The 21,397-nt window shown below is 66.9% G+C and carries 19 protein-coding genes and 1 riboswitch; of the genes, 7 read left to right on the forward strand and 12 right to left on the reverse strand.

What is annotated here, in order from left to right; translation table 11 throughout:
• Positions 1-157 precede the first annotated feature (157 nt).
• Entirely contained in the window at positions 158-1,021 is an 864-nt protein-coding gene (locus tag Q4I23_RS04825; RefSeq protein ID WP_454018925.1) for a DUF2092 domain-containing protein, read from the reverse strand.
• Positions 1,022-1,513: 492 nt separating this feature from the next.
• Here Q4I23_RS04825 and Q4I23_RS04830 point away from each other — a divergent pair, with 492 nt between their 5' ends.
• From Q4I23_RS04830 to Q4I23_RS04840, 3 genes are all read left to right on the forward strand, one after another.
• Positions 1,514-2,137: a hypothetical protein gene (locus tag Q4I23_RS04830; RefSeq protein WP_498525466.1), complete on the forward strand. Its 624-nt coding sequence runs from the start codon at positions 1,514-1,516 to the stop codon at positions 2,135-2,137.
• A 133-nt stretch (positions 2,138-2,270) separates the two neighbouring features.
• The gene (locus Q4I23_RS04835; protein ID WP_498525467.1) at positions 2,271-4,184 is read left to right on the forward strand and encodes an esterase/lipase family protein; all 1,914 of its coding nucleotides are present in this window, start codon (positions 2,271-2,273) and stop codon (positions 4,182-4,184) included.
• Positions 4,185-4,198: 14 nt separating this feature from the next.
• Entirely contained in the window at positions 4,199-5,665 is a 1,467-nt protein-coding gene (locus Q4I23_RS04840) for a hypothetical protein (RefSeq protein WP_498525468.1), read from the forward strand.
• 33 nt (positions 5,666-5,698) lie between these two features.
• Here the strand turns inward: Q4I23_RS04840 and ppk2 are convergent, their stop codons facing one another.
• A complete protein-coding gene (ppk2, locus tag Q4I23_RS04845; protein WP_498525469.1) occupies positions 5,699-6,529 on the reverse strand; it encodes a polyphosphate kinase 2 in 831 nt (276 codons plus the stop codon).
• A 114-nt stretch (positions 6,530-6,643) separates the two neighbouring features.
• Positions 6,644-6,895 carry a hypothetical protein gene (locus Q4I23_RS04850; RefSeq protein WP_014239554.1) on the reverse strand — a complete coding sequence of 84 codons (252 nt, stop codon included), beginning with the start codon at positions 6,893-6,895 and terminating at the stop codon, positions 6,644-6,646.
• A gap of 517 nt (positions 6,896-7,412) precedes the next feature.
• On the opposite strand from Q4I23_RS04850, the gene Q4I23_RS04855 reads away from it, so the two are divergent.
• Together Q4I23_RS04855 and Q4I23_RS04860 are read left to right on the forward strand one after the other, a co-directional pair.
• On the forward strand, positions 7,413-9,290 hold the full coding sequence (locus tag Q4I23_RS04855) for a tetratricopeptide repeat protein (RefSeq protein WP_498525470.1): 1,878 nt from the start codon (positions 7,413-7,415) through the stop codon (positions 9,288-9,290).
• Positions 9,291-9,421: 131 nt separating this feature from the next.
• Positions 9,422-9,829 carry an EF-hand domain-containing protein gene (locus tag Q4I23_RS04860; protein ID WP_454018919.1) on the forward strand — a complete coding sequence of 136 codons (408 nt, stop codon included), beginning with the start codon at positions 9,422-9,424 and terminating at the stop codon, positions 9,827-9,829.
• A gap of 142 nt (positions 9,830-9,971) precedes the next feature.
• On the opposite strand, the gene Q4I23_RS04865 is transcribed toward Q4I23_RS04860, so the two are convergent.
• The 3 genes from Q4I23_RS04865 to Q4I23_RS04875 form a co-directional block, all read right to left on the reverse strand.
• A complete protein-coding gene (locus Q4I23_RS04865) occupies positions 9,972-10,733 on the reverse strand; it encodes a substrate-binding periplasmic protein (protein WP_498525471.1) in 762 nt (253 codons plus the stop codon).
• A 207-nt stretch (positions 10,734-10,940) separates the two neighbouring features.
• On the reverse strand, positions 10,941-11,630 hold the full coding sequence (ribB, locus tag Q4I23_RS04870; RefSeq protein WP_498525472.1) for a 3,4-dihydroxy-2-butanone-4-phosphate synthase: 690 nt from the start codon (positions 11,628-11,630) through the stop codon (positions 10,941-10,943).
• Positions 11,631-11,782: 152 nt separating this feature from the next.
• Positions 11,783-11,935: riboswitch (FMN riboswitch) on the reverse strand.
• Between the two features lie 63 nt (positions 11,936-11,998).
• Positions 11,999-13,687 (reverse strand): alpha-amylase family protein, encoded by a 1,689-nt coding sequence (locus Q4I23_RS04875; protein ID WP_498525473.1) that lies wholly within the window; start codon positions 13,685-13,687, stop codon positions 11,999-12,001.
• Positions 13,688-13,901: 214 nt separating this feature from the next.
• Between Q4I23_RS04875 and Q4I23_RS04880 the strand changes: the two genes are divergently transcribed.
• The gene (locus Q4I23_RS04880) at positions 13,902-15,122 is read left to right on the forward strand and encodes a calcium-binding protein (RefSeq protein ID WP_498525474.1); all 1,221 of its coding nucleotides are present in this window, start codon (positions 13,902-13,904) and stop codon (positions 15,120-15,122) included.
• Here Q4I23_RS04880 and rsmD read toward each other — a convergent pair.
• Genes rsmD through Q4I23_RS04895 form a run of 3 tightly spaced genes read right to left on the reverse strand, consistent with a single transcriptional unit; the run spans position 15,113 to position 17,156 of the window.
• Positions 15,113-15,691 (reverse strand): 16S rRNA (guanine(966)-N(2))-methyltransferase RsmD, encoded by a 579-nt coding sequence (gene rsmD / locus Q4I23_RS04885; protein ID WP_498525475.1) that lies wholly within the window; start codon positions 15,689-15,691, stop codon positions 15,113-15,115. The genes Q4I23_RS04880 and rsmD overlap by 10 nt on opposite strands.
• Positions 15,672-16,886 (reverse strand): pseudouridine synthase, encoded by a 1,215-nt coding sequence (locus tag Q4I23_RS04890; RefSeq protein ID WP_498525476.1) that lies wholly within the window; start codon positions 16,884-16,886, stop codon positions 15,672-15,674. The genes rsmD and Q4I23_RS04890 overlap by 20 nt, the downstream gene beginning before the upstream one ends.
• A gap of 60 nt (positions 16,887-16,946) precedes the next feature.
• The gene (locus tag Q4I23_RS04895) at positions 16,947-17,156 is read right to left on the reverse strand and encodes a dodecin (protein ID WP_014239544.1); all 210 of its coding nucleotides are present in this window, start codon (positions 17,154-17,156) and stop codon (positions 16,947-16,949) included.
• Between the two features lie 113 nt (positions 17,157-17,269).
• Between Q4I23_RS04895 and Q4I23_RS04900 the strand changes: the two genes are divergently transcribed.
• Positions 17,270-17,710 (forward strand): nucleoside deaminase, encoded by a 441-nt coding sequence (locus Q4I23_RS04900; RefSeq protein ID WP_498525488.1) that lies wholly within the window; start codon positions 17,270-17,272, stop codon positions 17,708-17,710.
• Between the two features lie 19 nt (positions 17,711-17,729).
• Here the strand turns inward: Q4I23_RS04900 and Q4I23_RS04905 are convergent, their stop codons facing one another.
• From Q4I23_RS04905 to Q4I23_RS04915, 3 genes are read right to left on the reverse strand one after another with little or no spacing between them, the layout of a single operon-like run.
• Complete coding sequence (locus Q4I23_RS04905) at positions 17,730-19,313, reverse strand: M48 family metalloprotease (protein ID WP_498525477.1); 1,584 nt, start codon at positions 19,311-19,313, stop codon at positions 17,730-17,732.
• Positions 19,304-19,651, reverse strand: coding sequence for a hypothetical protein (locus Q4I23_RS04910; RefSeq protein ID WP_498525478.1), 348 nt, complete (start codon positions 19,649-19,651; stop codon positions 19,304-19,306). The genes Q4I23_RS04905 and Q4I23_RS04910 overlap by 10 nt, the downstream gene beginning before the upstream one ends.
• A 30-nt stretch (positions 19,652-19,681) precedes the next feature.
• Positions 19,682-21,187, reverse strand: a complete 1,506-nt coding sequence (locus Q4I23_RS04915) for a CHASE2 domain-containing protein (protein WP_498525479.1) — start codon at positions 21,185-21,187, stop codon at positions 19,682-19,684.
• Positions 21,188-21,397 lie beyond the last annotated feature (210 nt).

Below are 21,397 nucleotides of genomic sequence, written 5' to 3' on the forward strand. Positions count from 1 at the left end.
GTTATAGTCTCGTGGGCTCTGAGATGTGTATAAGAGACAGCTCGGCCACCGCCGCCGCCGCGACCTCCTCCGCCGCGGGCATAGGCATCCGCGACCGATCCGGCCACCAGCAGCAGGGATGCGGCGATGGAAATGGCAATTCGTGAAGTTGACGTGTTCATTTCGGCGCTCCTTCCGAACCGCCGGCCGCGTTGCGGCGGACACGGATCATGACCGGAATGCGTTCCGCGCCGTCCGGAGGATGGAAGGCGAGTTGCGCCGGCTGGACGTCCGGGTTGAGATTCCAGTCGGAGAATTCGGCCCGGTATTGCGGCTCGCCCTCGTCGGCCTTGTAGGTGATGGTCACGCGCTCCGGCAGCGGCGGGCCTTCGGTGGCGATCCATATCTGGAAGTCGACATCCTCGGTGCGCCCCGCCAAGTGATCGGTCGGCACCGCCGTGAGCATGTCCCGCTCCACATAGTCGAGCGTCTGAAGGCGTTGCTCCAGCTCATCCGGCAGCGTGCTGACCAGCAGCAGCGCCAGCGGCAGCCGCACCCGAAGATCCTGAACCAGATAGCGCACGGCGTCGTCGATCGTGCCGGCCCGTTCGATCTGGGCATAGACGTTCTCGTCCGGGTTGAACACGGAGATCGCCTTGCCGTCGAACGTCACCAGCGACCGCTTCCCATCGCTTTCCTGCGCTTCGACCCGCAGCCCGTCGGGGCGGTTCAGGGTGAGGGCGCGCCTCTCGCTGAACGTGATCTTTTCCCCCGTGTCCTGAACCACGTCGTAGCTGGCCCGGATGGTCACGGTGAAGCGCTGGGTCTGGGCGAGCGTGTCGGCCATGCGCGTCAGGACGGTCATCGCCTCGTCGTCGATTGCCGAATCTTCCGGCTCGTCCTGCTCGACCGCTTGCGGCGGACTGTCGGACGGTGGCGCCTCGGCCCCGAAGGCCGGCCCGACCAGGGCGAAACCGACCAGGGCGAAAACGCAGAGCACCGGGCACAGCGCCGACCGTATCAGCCACCTGGGTCCGTTCATCGATATCCCTCCTGCCCCGCCTCCTGCCCCGGACGCCGCGCCGGCGGCATTGATGAAAGGCCTGGAGCCATTGAGCCGCGTGGAGCGGAGCCATTGAAAGTAGCAGCCACGGTCGATGCGGGCCGCTACGGTAACGCTGCCCCAAGTTGCCGGTGGGTTGCCGGTGCGCCCGGAACCGGTCGAGGCCCTGTTGGGTGGAACACGGTGATTGCGCCAAGTACGCTACCGTAACATCCATTACGGTAACCGAGACCGCGGAAGCCGTCCGATGCTTACGCTCGTCAACGGGCTGGGCGTGTCCTGAACAGTCGGGCCGACGGCAGGGATCAGCGAAGTCCAGGCTACTGTAGAATACTCGTCAGAGCCGGCGTCTCGGGCTACAGGACTTGGCTGTGGACAACAACGCACCACACCGGACGGCCCCAGATCCGCCCCCCAACTTCGCGCTTTGAAGACGGCGCTGGAGCATGCCGGGCAAGACAGGAGGACAGCATGAAGCGTCGTGCAACCTTGCCAACGGTCACCGCCACCGCAGTGGGCATCCTCTGCGGCGTACTCTTGGTGCCGGGCACCGTTCCGCACCCGGCGTCGGCGCAGGACAGGCCCGTTCTGACGAACGTCATTCCGGAAAGTGCCGCCGTCACGCTCCACGCGAAAATCACGGACATCGATTCGTCCAAGCGGAAGGTCACGCTGGCCGGACGGTCGGGCACGCCGGTCACCGTCATGGCCGGACCGGCGGTGCGATTGGAGATGCTGAAGGTGGGAGACACCGTCGACGCGCAGTTCTACCGCTCCGTGGCCTTCATGGTGTCCCAACCCGGTGCGCCCGTGCCCGAGGACGAGATCCAGCAGACGGTTGCGCGCTCGGTCGAGGCGCCGGGCGGCATCGGGGTGCAGGTGACGCGGCTCAGCGGGCTGGTCGTCGGCATCGACCTCGGCGCGAACAGCATCGACCTCGTCAATCCCAACGGCGGCGAGGTCTACACCGTCAACGTGACGGACCCCGCCCGTCAGGCGAAGCTTCCCTCGCTGAAGGTCGGCGACACGATCACCGCCGTCGTCAGCGAAGCCCTCGCGGTGTCGATCGAGCCGGCGCGCAAGAGCTGGTTCTGAGAGCTGGTTCTGAACGGCGGTCCTCGCGAAGGCAGTCGAAGGGTGGGGGCCAAGAGCACGGGCGGAGGGCATGGGAGTGCACGCAAGCCAGGATGCCCGGCCGGTGGCGACGGGCGGCGCAGAAGCCCGCGGGATGAGGCGCCCGCCCCTTCCGAGGGGCTTCGCCGCCGCGGTCCTGCTGGTCTGGACGCTTCTTGCCGGGGGATGCGCGACGGCAGTCAGCGTCGAACGCGTGGACCACGGCACCGTCCACCAGCAGCTCACGCACAACGTCCTGTCGGCGCACGCGCTCAGCGATCCGAGCCACAACGTGCTGCGCCGGTGGTCCCTGACGGACCGCTTCCTGACGCAACCGGAGAACGCCATGGCCGATCTCCGCGCGCTGGTCACGCAGGGGCATGGCGGGGCCGACGAGATCTTCGCCTTGGCCGAGATGTCGTTCCTGCACGCCGAGGAGCGGGGAGGGCCGCCCTATTATCTGGCGTCCGCCCTCTACGCCTACGCGTTTCTCTTTCCGGGAGGACTGGACCAGCCGCCCAGCCCCTACGATCCCCGTTTCCGGCTGGCCACCGACCTGTACAACCGTGGCCTGACCTCCGGGCTGTCGACGGAGGACCGAACCGGCATCGCCATTCGGGAGGCGCGCCACCCACTGCCGTTCGGTGAATTGGACGTGGCCTTCGATCCTCGGGAACTGGCTTGGGGCGGGCGCCAGCTGACCGGCTTCTTTCCGGTCGCCGAGCTGCAGGTTCACGGCCTCGACGCCCGTTATCGCCAACCCGGCATCGGCGCTCCCTTGGCGGCGGGGACCACGCAGGGCACCCTGGCGAAGGGCTTCCAGGTCGCCCCGCGCGTCAAGACGCCCGTGACCGCGCTGCTGCGCATCCCCGATCCCCGGCGCCAGATCATGGGCGGGCAGGTGCGCGCGCAACTCGAACTCTATCCCGCGTCGGAAACCGAAGCGGTGCTGATCGACCGCCAACCGGTGCCGCTGGAGGTCGAGCACACCGCCACGCTGGCCTACATGCTGGACGGCATGCCGGTCTGGGAATTCGAGTTCGGCGGCTTCCTGCGCGGCGGCCTGCTGGACAAGGTGCCGTCCCGCCTCGTCGCGCTGGAACCGTACCGGTCCGGCCGCATTCCCGTCGTCTTCGTCCACGGGACGGCATCGAGCCCGGTGCGCTGGGCCGAGATGTTGAACGATCTGAGAAGCGACCCGCGCATCCGCGACCGCTTCCAGTTCTGGTTCTTCAGCTACGAGACCGGCAATCCCGTTCCCTATTCCGCCCTGTTGCTGCGTGACGCACTGCAGGAAGCGGTGTCCACCCTGGACCCGTCCGGGCGGGAACCGGCGCTGCACGAGATTGTCGTCATCGGACACAGCCAGGGGGGGCTGCTGACCAAGATGGCGGCGGTGAACACCGGCGCCCAGCTATGGAACGCGGCGTTCCGCAAGCCGCCCGACCAGCTTCCGCTCGACCGGGAAGCGCGCGATCTGCTGACACGCGCCCTGTTCGTGAAGCCGGTTCCGTCGGTCAAGCGCCTCGTCTTCATCGCCACGCCGCACGGCGGCAGCTATGTCGCCGGCAACCGGATCAGCCAATTCGTCGCGAGCCTGGTGCGATTGCCGGGGCGCATCCTGAGAGTGACCTCGGAGATCGGCCAGCTGGACAGCGCCAGCACCACGCTTGCCGGGCAAACAGGGTTTGGCAGCGTCCACGCCATGACCCCCGGCAGCCTGCTGGTCCAGACCCTGGCGCACATACCCATCGCCGAGGGGGTCAAGGCGCACTCGATCATCGCGGTGCGCGGCGACGGACCCGTCGAAACCGGCGACGATGGCGTCGTGGAATACAAAAGCGCCCACATCGACGGGGTCGAATCCGAGTATGTCGTGCGTTCCGGGCACTCGACGCAGTCCGATCCGCGCACCATCGAGGAGGTGCGCCGCATCCTTCTCCTCCATTGGGATGAATCCTGCACGAAACGCAACGCGTGTGGGCCGCCGGGCGCCAGCGCCCCGCGCGTCGCGAGCCGGACCCGATGATGGCGGCTCCCATGATGGCGGGTCTGGCGAGCGCCGTTTCCGCTCTCATTCTGTCCGGTATCCTGCTGTGCTCCGCGTCTCTGCGGGCGGACGAGGCGCCATGGCTGCCCGTCTCGCAAGTCATGTCCGAGCTGGCCCGGAATCCGGATTTCGTGGAAGCCCTGTACCGGCGCCTGGGGCGCAATCCGAAGGCGGGCGGCATTCTGGGGCCGGATGAGATCAAGCGGCTGCGCGAGATGATCCTCGGCAAGGATTTCGAGGGGCTGGACCGGTTTCCCGGGCTGACCGTGCAGGGAATGGGCCGGTCCGTGCGGCTTGCTGGGGCGATGCTGGACCGTCCCAGCGACGATGACCTCGCACCGGAGCCCGCGCCGGTCGAGAAGGCGCCGGCCGAGAAGGCGCCGGCCGAGAAGGCGGTTGAGACGGCGGCCGAGGCGACGATCGACGAGGGGCTGGGCATTCCCGCCGCCGGCACCCCTCCGGCGCTGGATGCCTATCTGCGCCCTCTGGGTTTTGGGCTGGAAGCCGGCGACCGCGTCGATCCCGCGCTGGCCGAACGCTACGCCGATGGCCTGCGTCTGGCCGAACTGCTCAACCGCCTTTCCCTGAACGCGCCGGATGGCGGGCGACGCCACCGGGTCGTCCTTGACGGCCAATCGCTGGACACGCCCCGCGCCCTGGTGGAAGCGTTGGCGCGGAGCGGCCATGACGTGGAGGTTCGCGATTCACGGTATTTCGCCAATTTTGGCGACCTGATCTATCAGGGCCGCGACGTCCTGACGCCGTTCTGGATCGACACCCGACTGCCGGTCCCCGGGACGGACCGCAACCTTCTGGTTCCGGTCAGCCATTCCCAGCACGAACTCGTCGTCCGCGGCCCGGTGGTCAACGCGGATCTGTCCTTCTATTTCGGAATCGACGGCCAGGCCGTGTTCCGCCCGAGCGTGACTCGCGATCAGGCCTGGGTCATGGGCAGGGTGGCGCACCACTACCGTGGGGAGGAGGCGATTGAGGTGATCCGCCTCGCCGGCGTCATTGTGCGCGCCTACGACACGATCAAACGGCGCCATCCGGAGCTGCCGTTCGGTGGCTACTACGCGCTGGGCGTCTGCAACGACGTGAACGCGATGATCGAGCTGCGCATGCGGGGCGAGACGACCCTGTTCCCGCTGACGCTCGATCCGCAATTCTTCACGGACGAGGGTGAGATCGGCCGGCTTGCCGAGAGCCTGCCGTTGGACAGCCGATGGCGGGGGGTGGCGGACCCGCGGCGTATTCTGGGGTCCCTTCCCGTGGACGACCTCGCCGCGCTCCCCCTCCCCTCGCTGAGGGAGGATTTGGAGAAGGTCCGCACGGCGTGGGAGAGTGGTCGCCTCTCACGGCCGGGTGTCGGCGACGTCGCCCTTTTTGCCGTAGTGGCCGGACTTCTCGCCGCCGGCCTGTGGTCGGTTCGCCTGTGGCTCGTTCGGCGGCGGCGCTGACCCAAGGCGCTGACCCAAAGTGACCGTTCGGCCTCACTCCGTGGGCCACTGCAGCTCCGGAATGACCTTCAAGGGGTAGTTGGGGTTCTCGTAGCCGTCCGGGTCCTGGCGCTTGGGCAGCTTCACGGTTTCCCTGGGCAGCTCTTCGTAGGGGATGTGGTCGAGCATGTGGCGGATGATGTTCAGGCGCGCGCGCCTCTTGTCGTCCGACCGCGCGACGAACCACGGCGCCCAGGAGGTGTCGGTCTCCGCGAACATGTCGTCGCGGGCACGCGAATAGTCGTACCAGTGGCCATAGGATTTCAAATCCATTGGCGACAGCTTCCAGACCTTCCGCCCATCGTTGATCCGCGCTTCAAGGCGGCGCGTCTGCTCTTTCGGGCTGACTTCGAGCCAGTATTTCAGCAGAACCACCCCGGACTCGATGATGGCCTTCTCCACGCTCGGGACGGCGTCGAGAAACCGCTTCGCCTGCTCCTCGGTGCAGAAGCCCATCACCCGCTCGACTCCGGCGCGGTTGTACCAGCTCCGGTCGAAGATGATGACTTCCCCGGCGGCGGGCAGGTGCGGGATGTAGCGCTGAATGTACATTTGCGACTTTTCACGTTCGGTCGGCGTGGGCAAGGCGACAACGCGGAACACGCGTGGGCTCACACGCTCGGTGATGGCCTTGATGGTTCCGCCCTTGCCGGCGGTGTCACGCCCCTCGAAGACGATGCAGACCTTCATACCTTTGTGAACAACCCATTGTTGCAGCTTCACCAGTTCGACATGAAGTTCCGCAAGCGCTCTTTCATAATCCCGCCGCTTGAGCTTTGGTTGCGCGCACTCCACGCGATGGGCGGTCTTCAGTTTCTTTGCCATGCTCATCATCCTCGCGGACGGGTGTTGGGTGTGATCCGTGACGGGACTGGCGGTTCATTGGCAAAAACGGCGAACAGAAAACGGCGAACAGACTTGGCGACAGCCGGCCGATGGTCATACACCATCGATCCGGCTCTGGAGTTCGAGCAGAATTTCCTGCTCAAGATCCGCGATAAGAGCGCGGCACGCGGCGGTGCGTTTCGAGCGTCGCCCGCTGTTCGACGCCTCCCAACCCCGCAAAATCTCGACGGCCTCTCCGTAGTCTTCGCAGAGACTGCGAAAGAACCGGTTGTCCGCGCTGTGTTGTTTGATCATCTCCTCCAAATCCGGGAACCGCTCCACGACGTGCCGCAGCTTGTCCGACATGGGCGAGTCTCCCCGGTTCTGGAAGAGCGCCGGGGTGCCTGCCTTGTTCCGGACTTTGCTCTTGACCAACCTGCACCGGATCGTCCGCCGCCTTGAAGGGTGAAACGGTTGGCTTTGATACCGTAACAGGCAAAAAGAGCGGCTTTGTGCGCGTCACGAAAAGGTAAGGACTACCATTCCGAAGGGAGTAATGAAGCCAGGGCGTGGGCGTGAAGCGGCTATACCGTCAGTGAGTGTTCCAGTCTCCATTTCTTAGGAATAAACTGCGCACTGCCCTTGTCCGGCATGGGTTTCTGCAATGATCGCACCCGCCGCTCATGCGCGGAAACTTGCTGTGCATTCGAACGAATTTTCTCGATGTTGTGTCGTGCGCCTCGTGATCATGACGTCTACAGCTTCCAGTGCCCGGCCCCAGCGCTTGGCTAATGTGGACCGTCCCGGCATGGACCGCATGGTGTAGCAACCCCTTGTCCTAAGGGCACGGCTGCCGGATGGACTTAACGGAAGGAGGGCGCTCGTGCTTCACGCCTCCGACGAACCGCAGGCCACTGATTTACCAGCCTCCGCCATCACGGCACCGCTCATCGATGCGGCGTTGGCGCGCGTGCTGGCCAGCCGCAGCCTGCGCGGGTCCGCCCGTGGCCGCCGCTTTCTGCAATTCATCGTGCAGGAGGCTCTGGCCGGGCGCGCCAACCGCATCAAGGCCTACACCATCGCCATGGACGTGTTCGACCGCGACGCCAGCTTCGACCCGCTGCTCGACCCGGTGGTCCGCATCCAGGCCGGCCGCCTTCGCCGCGCCCTGGAGCATTATTATCTGACCGAAGGCGCCACCGACCCCCTGCGCATCGCCATTCCCAAGGGCGGCTACGTCCCCCAGTTCTCCCTGGTGCCGGTCACGGCCGGGGCCGACCTTCCGGAAGAGGCCTCCGGTCAGGCATCGGTGCCAACCGGTGAAAGGTTGAGCCTAGCCCGTGCGCCGCTGATCCTCGGACGCCGCATCGACCGCCCGCTCCGCTGGCTGGCCGCCGCGGTCGCAGTCATGCTTCTGGCCTTGGCCGGTCTGGAACTCTTCGCCGGGTGGCGCGGCGTCGCTCCCGACCCGTCGAGGAGCGCCCTGGAGCGCGCAACGGCGCCGGCCGCGCCACAACGAGCGGTGCGCGGTCCGGCCCTGCTGGTCCTGCCGTTCACCAACGGCTCCGGCGATCCGACGCTCGACCTCGTCGCCGACGGCATCACCGAGGACCTCGTCGCGGCGCTTGTCCGCTTCGACGATTTTCTGGTCTTCGGCGCCGACACCAGCTTCCGCTACCCATCGGCGCCGGCGCTGCGCGAGGCCGTGCCGACCACCCGTGTCGACTATCTGCTGAAGGGCAGCGTCGCTCAAACTGGTGACTACATCCAAGTGACGGCCACGCTGATCGCGGCCAAGGACCATCGCTACCTGTGGTCGGACAGCTTCCGTCGCGCGGTCACGCCGACCAGGCTGTTGGACCTGCGTCACGACATCGCCGTTCAGGTCACCCGCACCTTGGCGCAATCGGACGGCGTGATCGAGCGCGCGGAGGCGCGGTTGAACGAACAGCACGCGCCGCAGGATCTGTCGTCCTACGCCTGCCTTCTGCGCACCCGCCAGTATTGGCGCCAGCTCAGCGTCGCCCTCCATGCCGAGGTGCGGGATTGCCTCGAACGGACGACCAGGAGCGACCCCGGCTATCCGGAAGCCTGGGCGGCGCTCGCCATGGTCACCATCGACGAAGCCCGGCTCGGCTTCAACCCCAGTCCGGCCCGGCCCAACCCGATCGATGACGGGCTGCGGTTGGCCGAGCGCGCGGTGGCGCTGGCTCCGGACAGCGCGTTGTCCCATCAGGCGCTCGGGCTTGCCTGGTGGCTGCGCCGCGAGCCGCAGCGCAGCATCGCCGCGTACGAGCAGGCGCTCGCGCTCAACCCGAACGACAGCGCGATCCTCGCCGACCTTGGGCGCTGCTACAGCTTGACCGGCGAGTGGGAGCGCGGAATTCCACTGATCCGCGAGGCCTTCACGCGCAACCCGGCACAGCCGAGCTGGTACCGCATCGTGATCGCCACCTATCATTACGTAAACGGTCGCTACGAGGACGCGCTCGACGAGATGCGGCGGGCCAATCTGGGGCGCGAGGTCATTCTCGGCCACGTCGCGCTGGCGATGATACACGGTCAGACCGGAAACCGGGCCGAGGCGGCGAAGGCGGTCTCCGAAATCCTGCGGCTCGACCCGAACTTCCCGATCAAGGCGATTTCCGAATTCGAACGCCGCAACATCCACCCCGACATCATCGCCCGGATCGTTGACGGCTTGCGCAAGGCCGGACTTGCCATTCCACCGCCGCAGATGGCCGACGGCGAGAGGCTTTGAGTGCCGTAATGCGACGCGGTGTTACCGTAGCATTCCTGAAAGCGACCGTACGCTTCCTCTGAAACGACGCCGGCTTGCGGTCCCATAGCAGGACGAAGCAGAGCATCCTGGTCTGAAAGGGGGGATCGGCCATGGCCGTGAAGGTGCGAATGGCATTCACATTGATGGTGGCTCTGGCAGCCCCCCCGCACATCGCGGCGACCGCGGCGACGGCTTCCATGGAACATGCACGCGACGCCCGGATCTTCGAACTTCTCGACGACGATGAGGACGGCCGCGTCTCCATGATGGAATTCAAGAACAACCAAATGCTGGTGTTCTATATTCTCGACCGCAACAAGAATCTCGCTCTGACCGCCGACGAAACATTTCTACCCGCCGATGTCTTCGCGAGCATCGCCGGAGCTGACGGCAAGATAGACACCCTTGAGTTTCTTGACATCGTCGATGCGGCTTTCAAACAGGCGGACACCAATCACGACGAACTGCTGGACCGGCAGGAATTCGCCGCGCTGCTGAGTCGTGTCCGGAGCCAATGAGTGACGAGACTGTCCGTGAGTGGAAAGAGCCAGCGGGAATTCCAGGCGTTGAGCGCCATGGAGGCCGGTTGCGCCGTCATCAGCCACGCCGTCGTCGGTTGCCGACCTGCGATTGCCGGTATCGAGCGGCGCCGGTCGCGTCCTACCGCTCCCAGGCGCGGACAATGGCGTCGATGGTGCCGTCCCGCTTGAGCTTCTCGTAGGCCGCCTGCAACCGCTCGGCCTTCTCCACCCGCAGTTTGGGGACGGATATGTAGCGCGGCACCATGGCCAAAGGTTTGGGCAGAATCTTGACCGCACTCGCCCGGCCCTCGCTCTCGGCAAGGTATTTGAGCACCTGCAAATCGCCCGCGATGGCATCGACGCGGCCGAGAAGCAGGCGCCGGAAGGACACGACGTTGCTGCTGCTGCGGACCTTCTCGAACAGGGACGATTTGTCGAACTCGGGGGTGTACTCGAAGCCCTCGACGACGCCGATCCGCAGACCCTGCAGATCGTCGATGCGCGTGTAGGTGATCTCCGAGTTGCTGCGGACCATGAGCACGGTCGCCCCGACACGATAAGGTCCGACCAGATGGCCACGCTCCAATCGGCGCGGCGACGTGAAGAACTGGAAGGCGACGTCCACCTCGTTCTCGTCGTGCGCACGCACCACCTCCGGCCAGGCCATGGGACGATGAACCGGGTAGACGCCGATGTCCTTCAGCATGGCATTGACGATCTCCGTGTCCATTCCCGTCCGCTTGCCGCGCTCAGTGAAATTGTACGGCGGGAAATAGTCCTCGGAGGCAACCGTCCAGTTCTCCGCGCGCGCCGGAACCACGGCCATAAGCAGGGCCAGAACCAAGGCGGCGACCGGCAATCGCGCCACAGTCGCCAAACACACGCGCACCGTCGTCCTCATCAACCCTCTCCGCTCACATCCTGACATCGCCTGTCGCCGGGCACCGCGTACAGGGCAATCCGATTGTCCTCAATGGGAAAAGAGCGGGCGGGTGTGATATCGCATCGGAGACGGCGCTCATGCGCTCATGGCTTCCTGCCGGGTGCGGAGGGGACTGGCTCCGTCCGCGAACGGGGGAACCGGTCCCACTCACTCAACCGAGGCCGGTCAGGCGGCGGCGCGCAAGCGCATCGCCCCGACCAGATCCTCGATGGTCACCACCGGCATGCCGTGACGCTCGGCGAAAGCCACCAGTTCGGGCAGGCGGGCCATCGTGCCGTCGGGGTTCATCACCTCGCACAGCACCCCCGCCGGACGGCGCCCGGCCAGGGTGGTCAGCTCGATGGTCGCCTCGGTGTGGCCGCGCCGCGCCGCCAAGCCCCCGGCGTGGGCGCGGATCGGGAAGACGTGGCCGGGCCGGGCGAGGTCCTCCGGCCGGCAGCCGTCGGCGATGGCGGTGCGGATGGTGGTCACCCGATCCGCCGCCGACACACCGGTGGTCACACCCTCCCGCGCCTCGATGGAGACGGTGAAGGCGGTGCCGAAGCGCGCCGTGTTGCTGCCGACCATGGGCGGCAGGTCGAGGCGGCGCGCGTCGGCGTCGGTCAGGATCAGGCAGACGATCCCCGACCCTTCGCGGATCAGCAGGGCCATCTGTTCGGCGGTGATGGTCTCGGCGGCGTAGATGACGTCGCCTTCGTTCTCGCGGTCCTCGTCATCGACGACGACGACCCCGCCGCCCTGGCGGATGGCCTCCACGGCGCGGACCACCCGTTCCTCGGCACTGCCGAAGCGGTCGAGAAGGCCGGCGGAGGCGGTGGTGGTTGAAGGCGGGTTGCTGGCAAAGGTCTGATTCACGGTTCTCACTCCGGTTGGGGCGAGCCTGAATCAGGGCGCAAAGAGACTTCCGGCGGCGCGCGGGATGCCCCGCGCGGACCGCCGTCGCAGGCCACCGCACGCGCCCCACGCGCCACGCCAAGGCGCGACGCGCGGACCACGGTCGATGACCGGCTCGTCCTCTTCCATCCGGACTGTCACCGTCGGCTCCGGCCTTGAACCGGATCTGCTGACCTCCCCGCCTGACGGCCGGGAGCGCTCGCGGGCTCCCCCTCTTGCAAGGGGCTACCGCCGGTCGGGATTTTCACCCTGCCCTGAGAACAAGCGTCTGTTGCGCCGCCCCCGGATGGGGACGGCACGGCCAGCGTCCCCCAGCGGGCCGGACAAAGTCAAGACCGCTTCGCCCCGCCCACCGGCCCCTCGGTCCGGCGCAGCAGATAGTCCAGCCCGCCCAGCCGGTACCAGCGGTAGCCGTAGGGCTCCAGCACCAGGCGGTGCCGCCCGTCCTCCTCGGGGTCGTTGTGGTCCTCGGCCAGCAGATTGACCAGCCGCGGCGATTCCCCCTTGCCATCGACCGCCAGCGTGACCTCGTGGGGCCGATCGTCGAGGTTGTGGACGACCAGCACCGAGTTGTTGCGCCAGTCGTAGCGGATCGCCAGCACCGCGTTCGACCCGGTGGGCAGCACCTCGAAGTCGCCCCAGCCGATTTCAGGGCATTCCTTGCGCATGCGGATGATGCGCTCGGTCCAGTTCAGCAAGCTCGACGGCTCGCGGCGCTGGTGGGCGGCGTTGATCCGCTCGTAGCCGTAGGCGCCACCGCTGATGACCGGGTGCACGGGATCGTCCGCCTTGGTGAAGCCGCCCTGCGGCTCGTCCGACCACTGCATGGGGGTGCGGGCGCACTCGCGCTCCGGCAGGGACAGGTCGTCGCCCATGCCGATCTCGTCGCCGTAGCGCAGCACCGGCGTGCCGGGCAGCGTGAACAGCAGGCTGTAGGCCAGCTCCAGCCAGCGCCGGTCGCCGCGCAGCATCGGGGCGAGGCGCCGCCGGATGCCGCGGTCGTAGAGCTGCATGTCCTTGTCCGGCCCGAAGGCGTCGAAGACGCGCTTGCGCTGCGCCTCGGTCAGGCGGCCGAGGTCCAGCTCGTCGTGATTGCGCAGGAACAGGCCCCACTGGTTGGTGCTGGGACGCGGCACCCGGGTGACGTCCAGCGCCTTGGCCAGCGGCCGCGTGTCCGCCGTCGCCAGCGCGTAGAACAGGGTCTGGTTGACCTGGAAATTGAAGACCATGTGCATGCGGTCGCCGTCGTCGCCGAAATACTCCTGGTCGATGTCCGGCAGCACGTTGGCCTCCGCGAGCAGCACGGCGTCGCCGCACCGCCACTGCACGAACTCCCGGAAGGTGCGGAGCATGTCGAACTGCTGCTTGGGCTTCTTCACCTCCGGCCCCTTGGTCGCGATGACGAAGGGCACGGCGTCCATGCGGAAGCCCGACACGCCCAGCTCGATCCAGAAGCCCATCACCTTCAGCAGTTCGGCCTGCACCTCCGGGTTGGCGGTGTTCAGGTCCGGCTGGAACTCGTAGAAGCGGTGGAAGTAGTAGGCGCGGGCCTCCTTATCCCAGCTCCAGGTCGTCTTCTGCACGCCGGGAAAGACGACTCCTTCGTCGGCGTCGGTCGGCTTCTTGTCCGACCACACGTACCAGTCCCGGTAGGGGGACTCCGGGTCCTTGCGCGCCGCCTGAAACCAGGGATGCTGGTCCGAGGTGTGATTGACCACGAGATCGATGATGACGCGGATGCCGCGCTGTTTGCAGGCGTGGCTGAACTCCACGAAGTCGCCCAACGTGCCGTAGCGCGGATCGACGTTGTAGTAATCGGAAACGTCATAGCCGTGGTCCCGCATCGGCGACGGCTGGAACGGCCCCAGCCAGACGCAGGTCACACCCAGCCCCTGCAGATAGTCCAGCCGGCGCTGCAAGCCCTGGAAATCGCCGACGCCGTCGCCGTTGGCGTCCATGAAGCTGCCGACCGACAGGTTGTAGATGATCGCGTTCTTGTACCAGAGATCCTTGATCATGGCCCGCCCCGCCTTGGACGCGGCGCCCGCCGCCGCTCGTCCTAGGCCCTAACAGGGCCGACCGGCCGAGGTCCCGCCACCCCGCCGCGCCAACCGTAAGGGGGTGTCCTACGCCCTTAGGAAAAAGGTTAATGTATAGTTAAGGTCACAAGAAAGCCTTCTATCCTGCCCGCATGATGTCCCCCAAGACGCACAGAACCAGGGGAATCGTGCCATGAAGCGTGCCATGCGCCAGACCGCCGCCCAGAACGGCACCGCCCAGAACATCGCCAGCCAGAACATCGCCAATCAGGGCGGCACCGGCCAGACCACCACGACACAGGCCGTCAGCTACGCCTACGGGAACAACGCCGGTGCCCTAGCGGCGGCTCCCGCGGCGCCGGTTCCCACCAGCTTCGCCCCGGTGACCATCAACTACGCGGAAACGCGGGCGGACGGCGGCTTCGGCTGGGACGTGAAGTACGACCTCGCTTTCGACGGCACGGCCTTCACCGTGCAAACCCGCATCCATCTGACCGGCGACGACGCCGGCGCGTTGAAGCAGGTCTGGGAGCAGGGGATCGAGGGGATCTGGGGCGACAAATACAGCCTGTCGGACGGCACCAGCAGCTACGCCATCCGCTTCGACGTGCAGTTCGTGGCGGCCGGGAACCAGCATTACAACGTGAACGTCAGCAACAGCTACGGGCGCTGCGACATGCTGAACTGGTGCACCCAGACCGACTGGGGTCCCGATTACCAGGACGAGCTGGCGGCCCACGAGTTCGGGCACATGATCGGCGCCTTCGACGAGTATGCGGGCGGAGCCACCTACGGCAACTTCGCCGCCACCGGCACCATCATGTCGGACCTGACCCCGACGCTGCGTCCCAACTACATGAACTCCATCGACTATTACGCCGAGCAGTTCACCGGCAAGACCTTCCAGATCGTGGAGATCCCGAAGAACCTGACGCTGACCGGCAACACATGGGCCGACAGCCTCTATGGCGGGGCGGGCAACGACACGCTGAGCGGGCTCAGCGGCAACGACCAGCTGTTCGGCGGTGCCGGCAACGACCTTCTGTGGGGCGACGCCGGAAACGACACGCTGCGCGGACAGGCCGGCAACGACGCGCTCCATGGCGGCTCGGGCGCCGACCTGCTGATGGGGGACGAGGGGAACGACACGCTGTGGGGCGATGCCGGCAACGATACGCTGTGGGGCGGCTCGGGGGCGGACCTGTTCGTCTTCACGCGCGGCGGCGGTCAGGACCGCATCGCCGATTTCAGCCGCACGCAGAACGACCGCATCCAGATCGCCTCCAACATGACCTACCGGCTGGGATCGGACGGCAGCGGCAGTGCCCTGCTCGACTTCGGCGGCGGCGACCGGTTGACCCTGGCCGGCATCGCTCCGAACCAGATCACCTCGGCCTTCTTCACCTACGGCTGAGGCAGTCCGTAACGCAGGAACTGGACGCGGGTGTCGCCGTAGCGGCGCTCGTCCAGTTCCGCGAAGCCGGGCGGCAGGGGCAGCGGATCGCGCCCGGCGACCTCGACCACCAGGATGGCACCGGGGGCCAGCCAGCCGGCCTTCGCCAGCCCAGCCAGCGCCCGCGGCGCCAGATCCTGGCCGTAGGGCGGGTCGAGGAAGCCCAGCGTGCAGGAGCGGCCCGGCGGAGGCGGCGGGCGGGTGGCGTCGGCGCGCAGGACCGCGGCGTTCGCCCCCTCCCCCAACGCCGCGACGTTGGCCCGCACGGCCTCCAAGGCGGCGCGGCCCAGGTCGAGGAAGCTGGCGTGGGCGGCCCCGCGGGACAGCGACTCCAGCCCCAGGGCGCCGGTTCCGCAGAAGGCGTCCACGACGACGGCGCCCTCCAGCAGGTCGGCGCCGTCCGGCCCCCAGTCGGCGTGGGACAGGATGTTGAACAGGGATTCACGGGTGCGGTCGGTGGTCGGCCGCGTGTCGCTCCCCCCCGGGGCGGCCAGCCGCCGCCCGCGGTGCTTACCGCCGACGATCCGCACGGGTCCGCTCCGGCCCCCGGCCACCGCCCTCGGACGACGCGCCACCGCCGCCGCGCGGCTTCGGCCCCGGCTTCCCGCCGCCGCCGGGCTTTCCGCCCTTCAGCGTCAGCGTGCCGGGCTTGCCCGCCGGCTTGCCGTCCGGTTTGTTGGAAGCGGGCTTGCCGGAGGCGGACTTGGCGGACGCGTAGCCGCCCGAGGCCGGCTTGGCCGGGCCGCGCCGGTCGGACGCGGTCTTCGGCTCCGCCTTGGCCCAGCCCTCTTTGGCGTCGCGCGGCTTGGACGCCTTGGCCGGAGCGGCGGAACGGCCCTTGGCGCCTTCGGCGCCGGCACTCTCAGTCTTGGCGGCCTTGGCGGCAGAGGACTTGCCGGCGCCCTTGGCCTTGCCATCCTCCGCCGGATCGGCGCCGGTGAAGAATCGGGACACCTGCTCGCGCACGACGCGCTTCGGCACCTCCTCGACGGCGCTCTCCTCCAGCTTGCCGAGCTGGAAGGGGCCGTAGGCGACGCGGATCAGCCGGTTCACCTGGAGGTCCAGCGCCTCCATCACCTTGCGGATCTCGCGGTTCTTGCCTTCCTTCAGGCTGACGGTCAGCCAGGCGTTGCGGCCCTGGATGCGGTCCAGAACGGCTTCGATGGGACCGTACTTCACCCCCTCGATGGTCGGTCCCTTCGCCAGCTCGGCCAGCTTCACCTCGTTCACCTCGCCGAAGACGCGCACGCGGTAGCGGCGGGTCCAGCCGGTGGCCGGCAGTTCCAGGAAGCGGGCCAGCTCACCGTCGTTGGTCAGCAGCAGCAGCCCTTCGGTCGTCAGGTCGAGCCGACCGACCGAGATGACGCGCGGCATGTCCGGCGGCAGCCGTTCGAAGACGGTGGTGCGGCCCTTCTCGTCGCGGGCGGTGGTGACCAGCCCGGACGGCTTGTAATAGCGCCACAGCCGCGCCGGCTCCGGCTCGGGGATGACCTTGCCGTCCACCTGCACGACGTCGCCGGACCGCACGACGCAGGCCGGGCTGTCCAGGGTCGTGCCGTTGACGGCCACGCGGCCGTCGGTGATCCAGCGCTCGGCGTCGCGGCGCGAGCACAGGCCCGCACGCGCCAGCCGCTTGGCGATGCGCTCGCCGGCATCGGGCTCGCCCGCGTCCGCATCGGCGGCGCCGGGCATGGCTTTGGAATGTTCGAAATCGGGGGTGTCCATGGGCACGGACCATAGGGCTTGCAAGCCCCGCCCGCAACCCACGGCACGGGGTCCCCGCCGTTATTCTTCGAGGCGGAAGCCGACCTTCATCACCACCTGGAAGTGGGCGACCTTTCCACCGCTGACGTGCCCGCGGATCTCGCCCACCTCGAACCAGTCCACGTTCTTCAGCGTCTTGGACGCCCGCTCGATGCCGTTGCGGATGGCGTCGTCGATGGTGGTCTCGGCGGTGCCGACGATTTCCACCTTTTTGTAGACATGGTTGCTCATGGATGTCCTCCCTGTTCCGTCCGATGCTTAACAACGCCGGAGGGCGTTCCGCGGCTTGACGAAAACAGGGACCGCCGGGCAGGGTGCCCCGCATGAGCCGCCCCCCCTCCCCCATGGACATCGCCTTCGACGAGGCCGAAGCCGCCGCATCCCGCGGGGAGGTGCCGGTGGGTGCCGTCGTGGTCGATCCGGCGACCGGCGCCGTGCTGGCCCGCGCCGGCAACCGGACCGAGGAGCTGAACGACCCCACCGCCCATGCCGAGGTGCTGGCGATCCGCGCCGCCTGCACGGCCTTGGGCGAGCCGCGCCTGCCAGGGCTGGACCTGTATGTGACCCTGGAGCCCTGCGCGCTGTGCGCCGCGGCGATCAGCTTCGCCCGGCTGCGCCGGGTCTACTTCGGCGCCTACGACCCCAAGGGCGGCGGGGTGGAGCACGGCCCCCGTTTCTACCACCAGCCGACCTGCCACCACGCCCCGGACGTCTACGGCGGCATCGACGAGACGCGGGCGGGTTCGATGCTGCGAAGTTTCTTCAGAGACCGCCGCCCCGGTTGAGTGCCGGGGCGGCGTTTCGTCACTGCGGCCGGGACAGGCTGGCCACCGTCGCCTGACTCCATGCGTCCTCGCACTCGCGGACCAGCGGGCCCCGCATCGCGCGGCAGCGCTCCACCACCGCCCCGGCCTCCGGCATACGTCCGGCCTCGACCAGGAGCCGGATGCGGAGCGGATAGCCCCGCTCGCCCCCGCCGAAACGCCGTTCCTTGGCATCGAGGGCGGCCAGCGCCTGGGACGCCCGGCCGGCGGCCCGGTGCTCGGCGATCAGCAGGTCGAACGCCTCCAGCGGGGCGGACGCGCTTTTGACGGCGATTTCGAGGTCTTTCACCGCGAGATCCGGACGGTTCTGCTTCGTATGGAGCCGATAGTAGGTCATCCGCAGATAGGGATCGGACTCGAAGCCTCCCTTGGCGACCTCCTTCAAGGCGGCCTCCGCCTCGGTGAGACGCTCCTTCGCGATCAGGCTGTCCGCACGCTGCACCAGGACGCTGCGCGACAGCGCCTTCAGAGCCGAACCCTGGAACACGGCTTTCTCGTAACCCACCGTGTTCTTGTCGCGGGCCGCGCTCTCGAACAGCTGCTCGCGGACCGCATAATCGCTCAGATCCGCAAACCGCTGTTCCGCGGAATTGTGACCCACCCGCAGTTGCTTGCCGATCTCCCCCAGGATCTTGGCCGGACCGGCCGACAGTTCCTTGAAGGCGGCGTTGATGCCCGCGCTGTACTGCCCCGACACCATCAGGGCATTGATCTGATCCTCCAGCCTTTTGCGCTCCTCCTCGGCCTTGGCACTCTGCTTGCGCGCATCGTCGGCGAAACGCTCCATCACGACTTGGAAGACGTTGGTGTTGTAACCGGCCTTCTCCAGAAGATCGAAACCAAGGAGATCTGCCTCGTCTTCCTGCTGGCGAGCCCAGGACGGGTGCGCCACGGTGTCCTGGAAGGCGCGATAGGATGTGTAGATCAGCGTCGCGTTCCTGGCCATCTCCGGATTGGAGCGGGGAGCCGCGGACAGCAGCGCCCCCATCCCCGTGTCCTCGACCGTTTTCTGAGCCGCGTGCTCGCGGTCGGCGTCCATGTGATTGAGCAGAAGGTGTGACACCTCGTGAGCCAGGATGAAGGCGAGTTCGTCCTCATTCTCGGAGTTCACGAACACCCCCTGCGAGATCAGGATGGTGTTCGCCGGAACGGCCTCCGCCACATAGGCGGGATTGTTGGTCACGACGATGGTGACGGACGGCTTGGCATGGGGCCACGCCTTGAGGAGACGTGCCAGGACCTGGTTCGCGTAACGCTGCAGCGGTTCCGCTCCAGCCAGCTCACGCGTGCCCGGCGGAAGCGGGTCACGGCCGTCGAGCGACCGCGCCGACGCTCCCGACGGCTTCTGCAGCGATGCGGCGAGAGCCGCCATGGAGCCGCCCCCGGCGTCCGGAAGACGCCGCTGCTCCGCGACATCGACGAACCGCGCGGGAACGGATTCATAGGTTCGCTTGCCGCTGAGTTCCGTGGTCAGCGTGTCGAGCGACTTGCATCCACCGGCGAGCAAGGTCAGGCCGAGCAGAACGGGAACGAGCGGGCGGCGCAAGGCGGTGTTCACTTGCATTCGGAGGCGCCTCGCGACGAATAGGTCGTCCCACTGACCCGCTGGGCCGTCTGGCATTCGGTGAGCACCTGGGCCTTGGCCGACACCTGCACCTGGAACGGGCTGAGCCACACCTCCTGTCCGCCCGCGTTCACCTTCACGTAGCGGGTGTTGCGGTTGTAATCGGCCGCATCGAAGGGAACCGGTGGGAAGGCTTCCTTGGGCAACTCCCCCCTCTTGCCGCCCATTTCATCGAAGACGGCGACCTTGCCCCCCGGTCCGGACATGATCTTTTCAATCTTCACCTTATCTTGCGCCATCGCTGACGCCGCGAATGAGCACAGAGCAAGCAAGGCCACAGCGGAGATCCTAATCACGCCATTCCTCCTTCAATTCGGGGTTTTGACATTTTGGGATTTTTCCTGCGCTTCCAGCAGGCGAAGCTCTTGGAACCGCTTGGCAAGCACAATGCGGGCCGGGCCGGCGATCGCAGCGCCCGCGACGGCAACGCCAATCCAGTTGGCCGGCTCCAAGTCGTGCAACCACACAAGGCAGGCCGACAGAACGAGGCCGAGAAGCGAACCGGCCCCCATGAGCAGCAGGGTCCACAGCACGGCGGACAGCAACGTCCGAGGGGCGATCAAATTGCCGATCTTACGGGCCGCGAAAGCGAAGGCCGCCATGGCGATCAGTTCCACCAGCACCGACATGTCAAGATCGCCAAGCCCGAGCTTGCTCCACTCCTTCATGAATCCGGCGCCGCGAACGATCAGGTTGTCGATCGCCATGGCGTGCAGAAACATCCCCGGAACGATGCCGTACACCGGGGAGGGGCCGACATCCTGGACACCGGAGAACATGGCCCCCACCACGACGATCCGACCGGCCAATGTGGCCGACACGGCGTCACGGTTGACGTCCTTCACTGATTCCGGCGCCGTCAGCCACTCCGCCCGGATCACGGGATGGTAGGCGCACCCCGCCGCCGCGGTGGACAGCGCACCGCTCTCGAACGGCGTCAGGGTCCGGATCACATTGCCGAGCACATCCGCAACAGACCCGTCGGGACAGCCCGCCGCAAGCTGCTGATGGTCGGGGTGCATGGCCTCCGCCCCGGCCGGCCGGACGCGCCCCCATTCGATGGTCAGGGCTGTGTTCCTGAAGGCGTCCTGGTTGGCCAGGGGGTCGTTCTTGCCGCCTTTGCACGCGGCGTCTTGCCCGCAATGCTCGATGTACGCCGCCAGCGCCGCCGACAGTCGCGGCGAACCGCAGTAATTTTCAGCAAACAAGTCGACATGGGACGCGCCGTCGCGGATAAGAGGATGGACCTCCAGCCTCACCGCATCGCGCAGTTCCTGGAGGTTCTGCCGTCCGGCCGTGGCGCATCCCGACTCATCCTGCTGGCTGCTTCGCGCCACCGTCATGAAGACGGGAAAATCATCCATCTCCTTGACAAGACGGCCCAGGCCATCCGGATCTCCAACCCTGTTCCTGTCGATGATCATCAGATCCAGAAGGATGCTTTCGGCGCCAGCTTTCTTGATCTCTTCGATCAGGCGCGCGTAGAAATCGAACGACGGCGGATAAGACTCGCCGCTGGCGGCAAGCGTTTGGTCGTCGATCTGGACGACGGCGATTTTCTTCTGCCCCTTGTCGGGATAGAAGCTGGCGGCAAGCCGCCGATAGGCATCCAGCGATGTCCGACCGCTGGAACCGTTGATATCCAACGGGTTGAGGACGGCCGCCAGAACGACCAGAAGCGGTACGAGCGAGAGCTTGAGCAATCGATCGCCCAGCCGTCGCCACCCGGCGCAGTGCGTGGGCAGGCGAGCGACGAGGCGTTGCCAAATATCGGCCACGGCCGGCAAACGTTTCTTCGCATCAGGAGCCGGCATGACAGTGACTCTGAGTCCTCAACAAAATGGCCGGCCAGCCTCATCCGCAAGGGAATCAAAGCTGGAGTCTTTGCAATTTTATCGAGATGGCGGCGAAGAACAATATTAATTTTGAATTAGTTTTTGCTCGTCATGCATATCTTGGAATGCAATCCACCAGCGGACACGCGCGAGGCATAGGCTGCTCACCGCCCGCCCCCAACCGCGACG

It is taken from the genome of Azospirillum sp. UFLA03-27 (assembly GCF_059803775.1).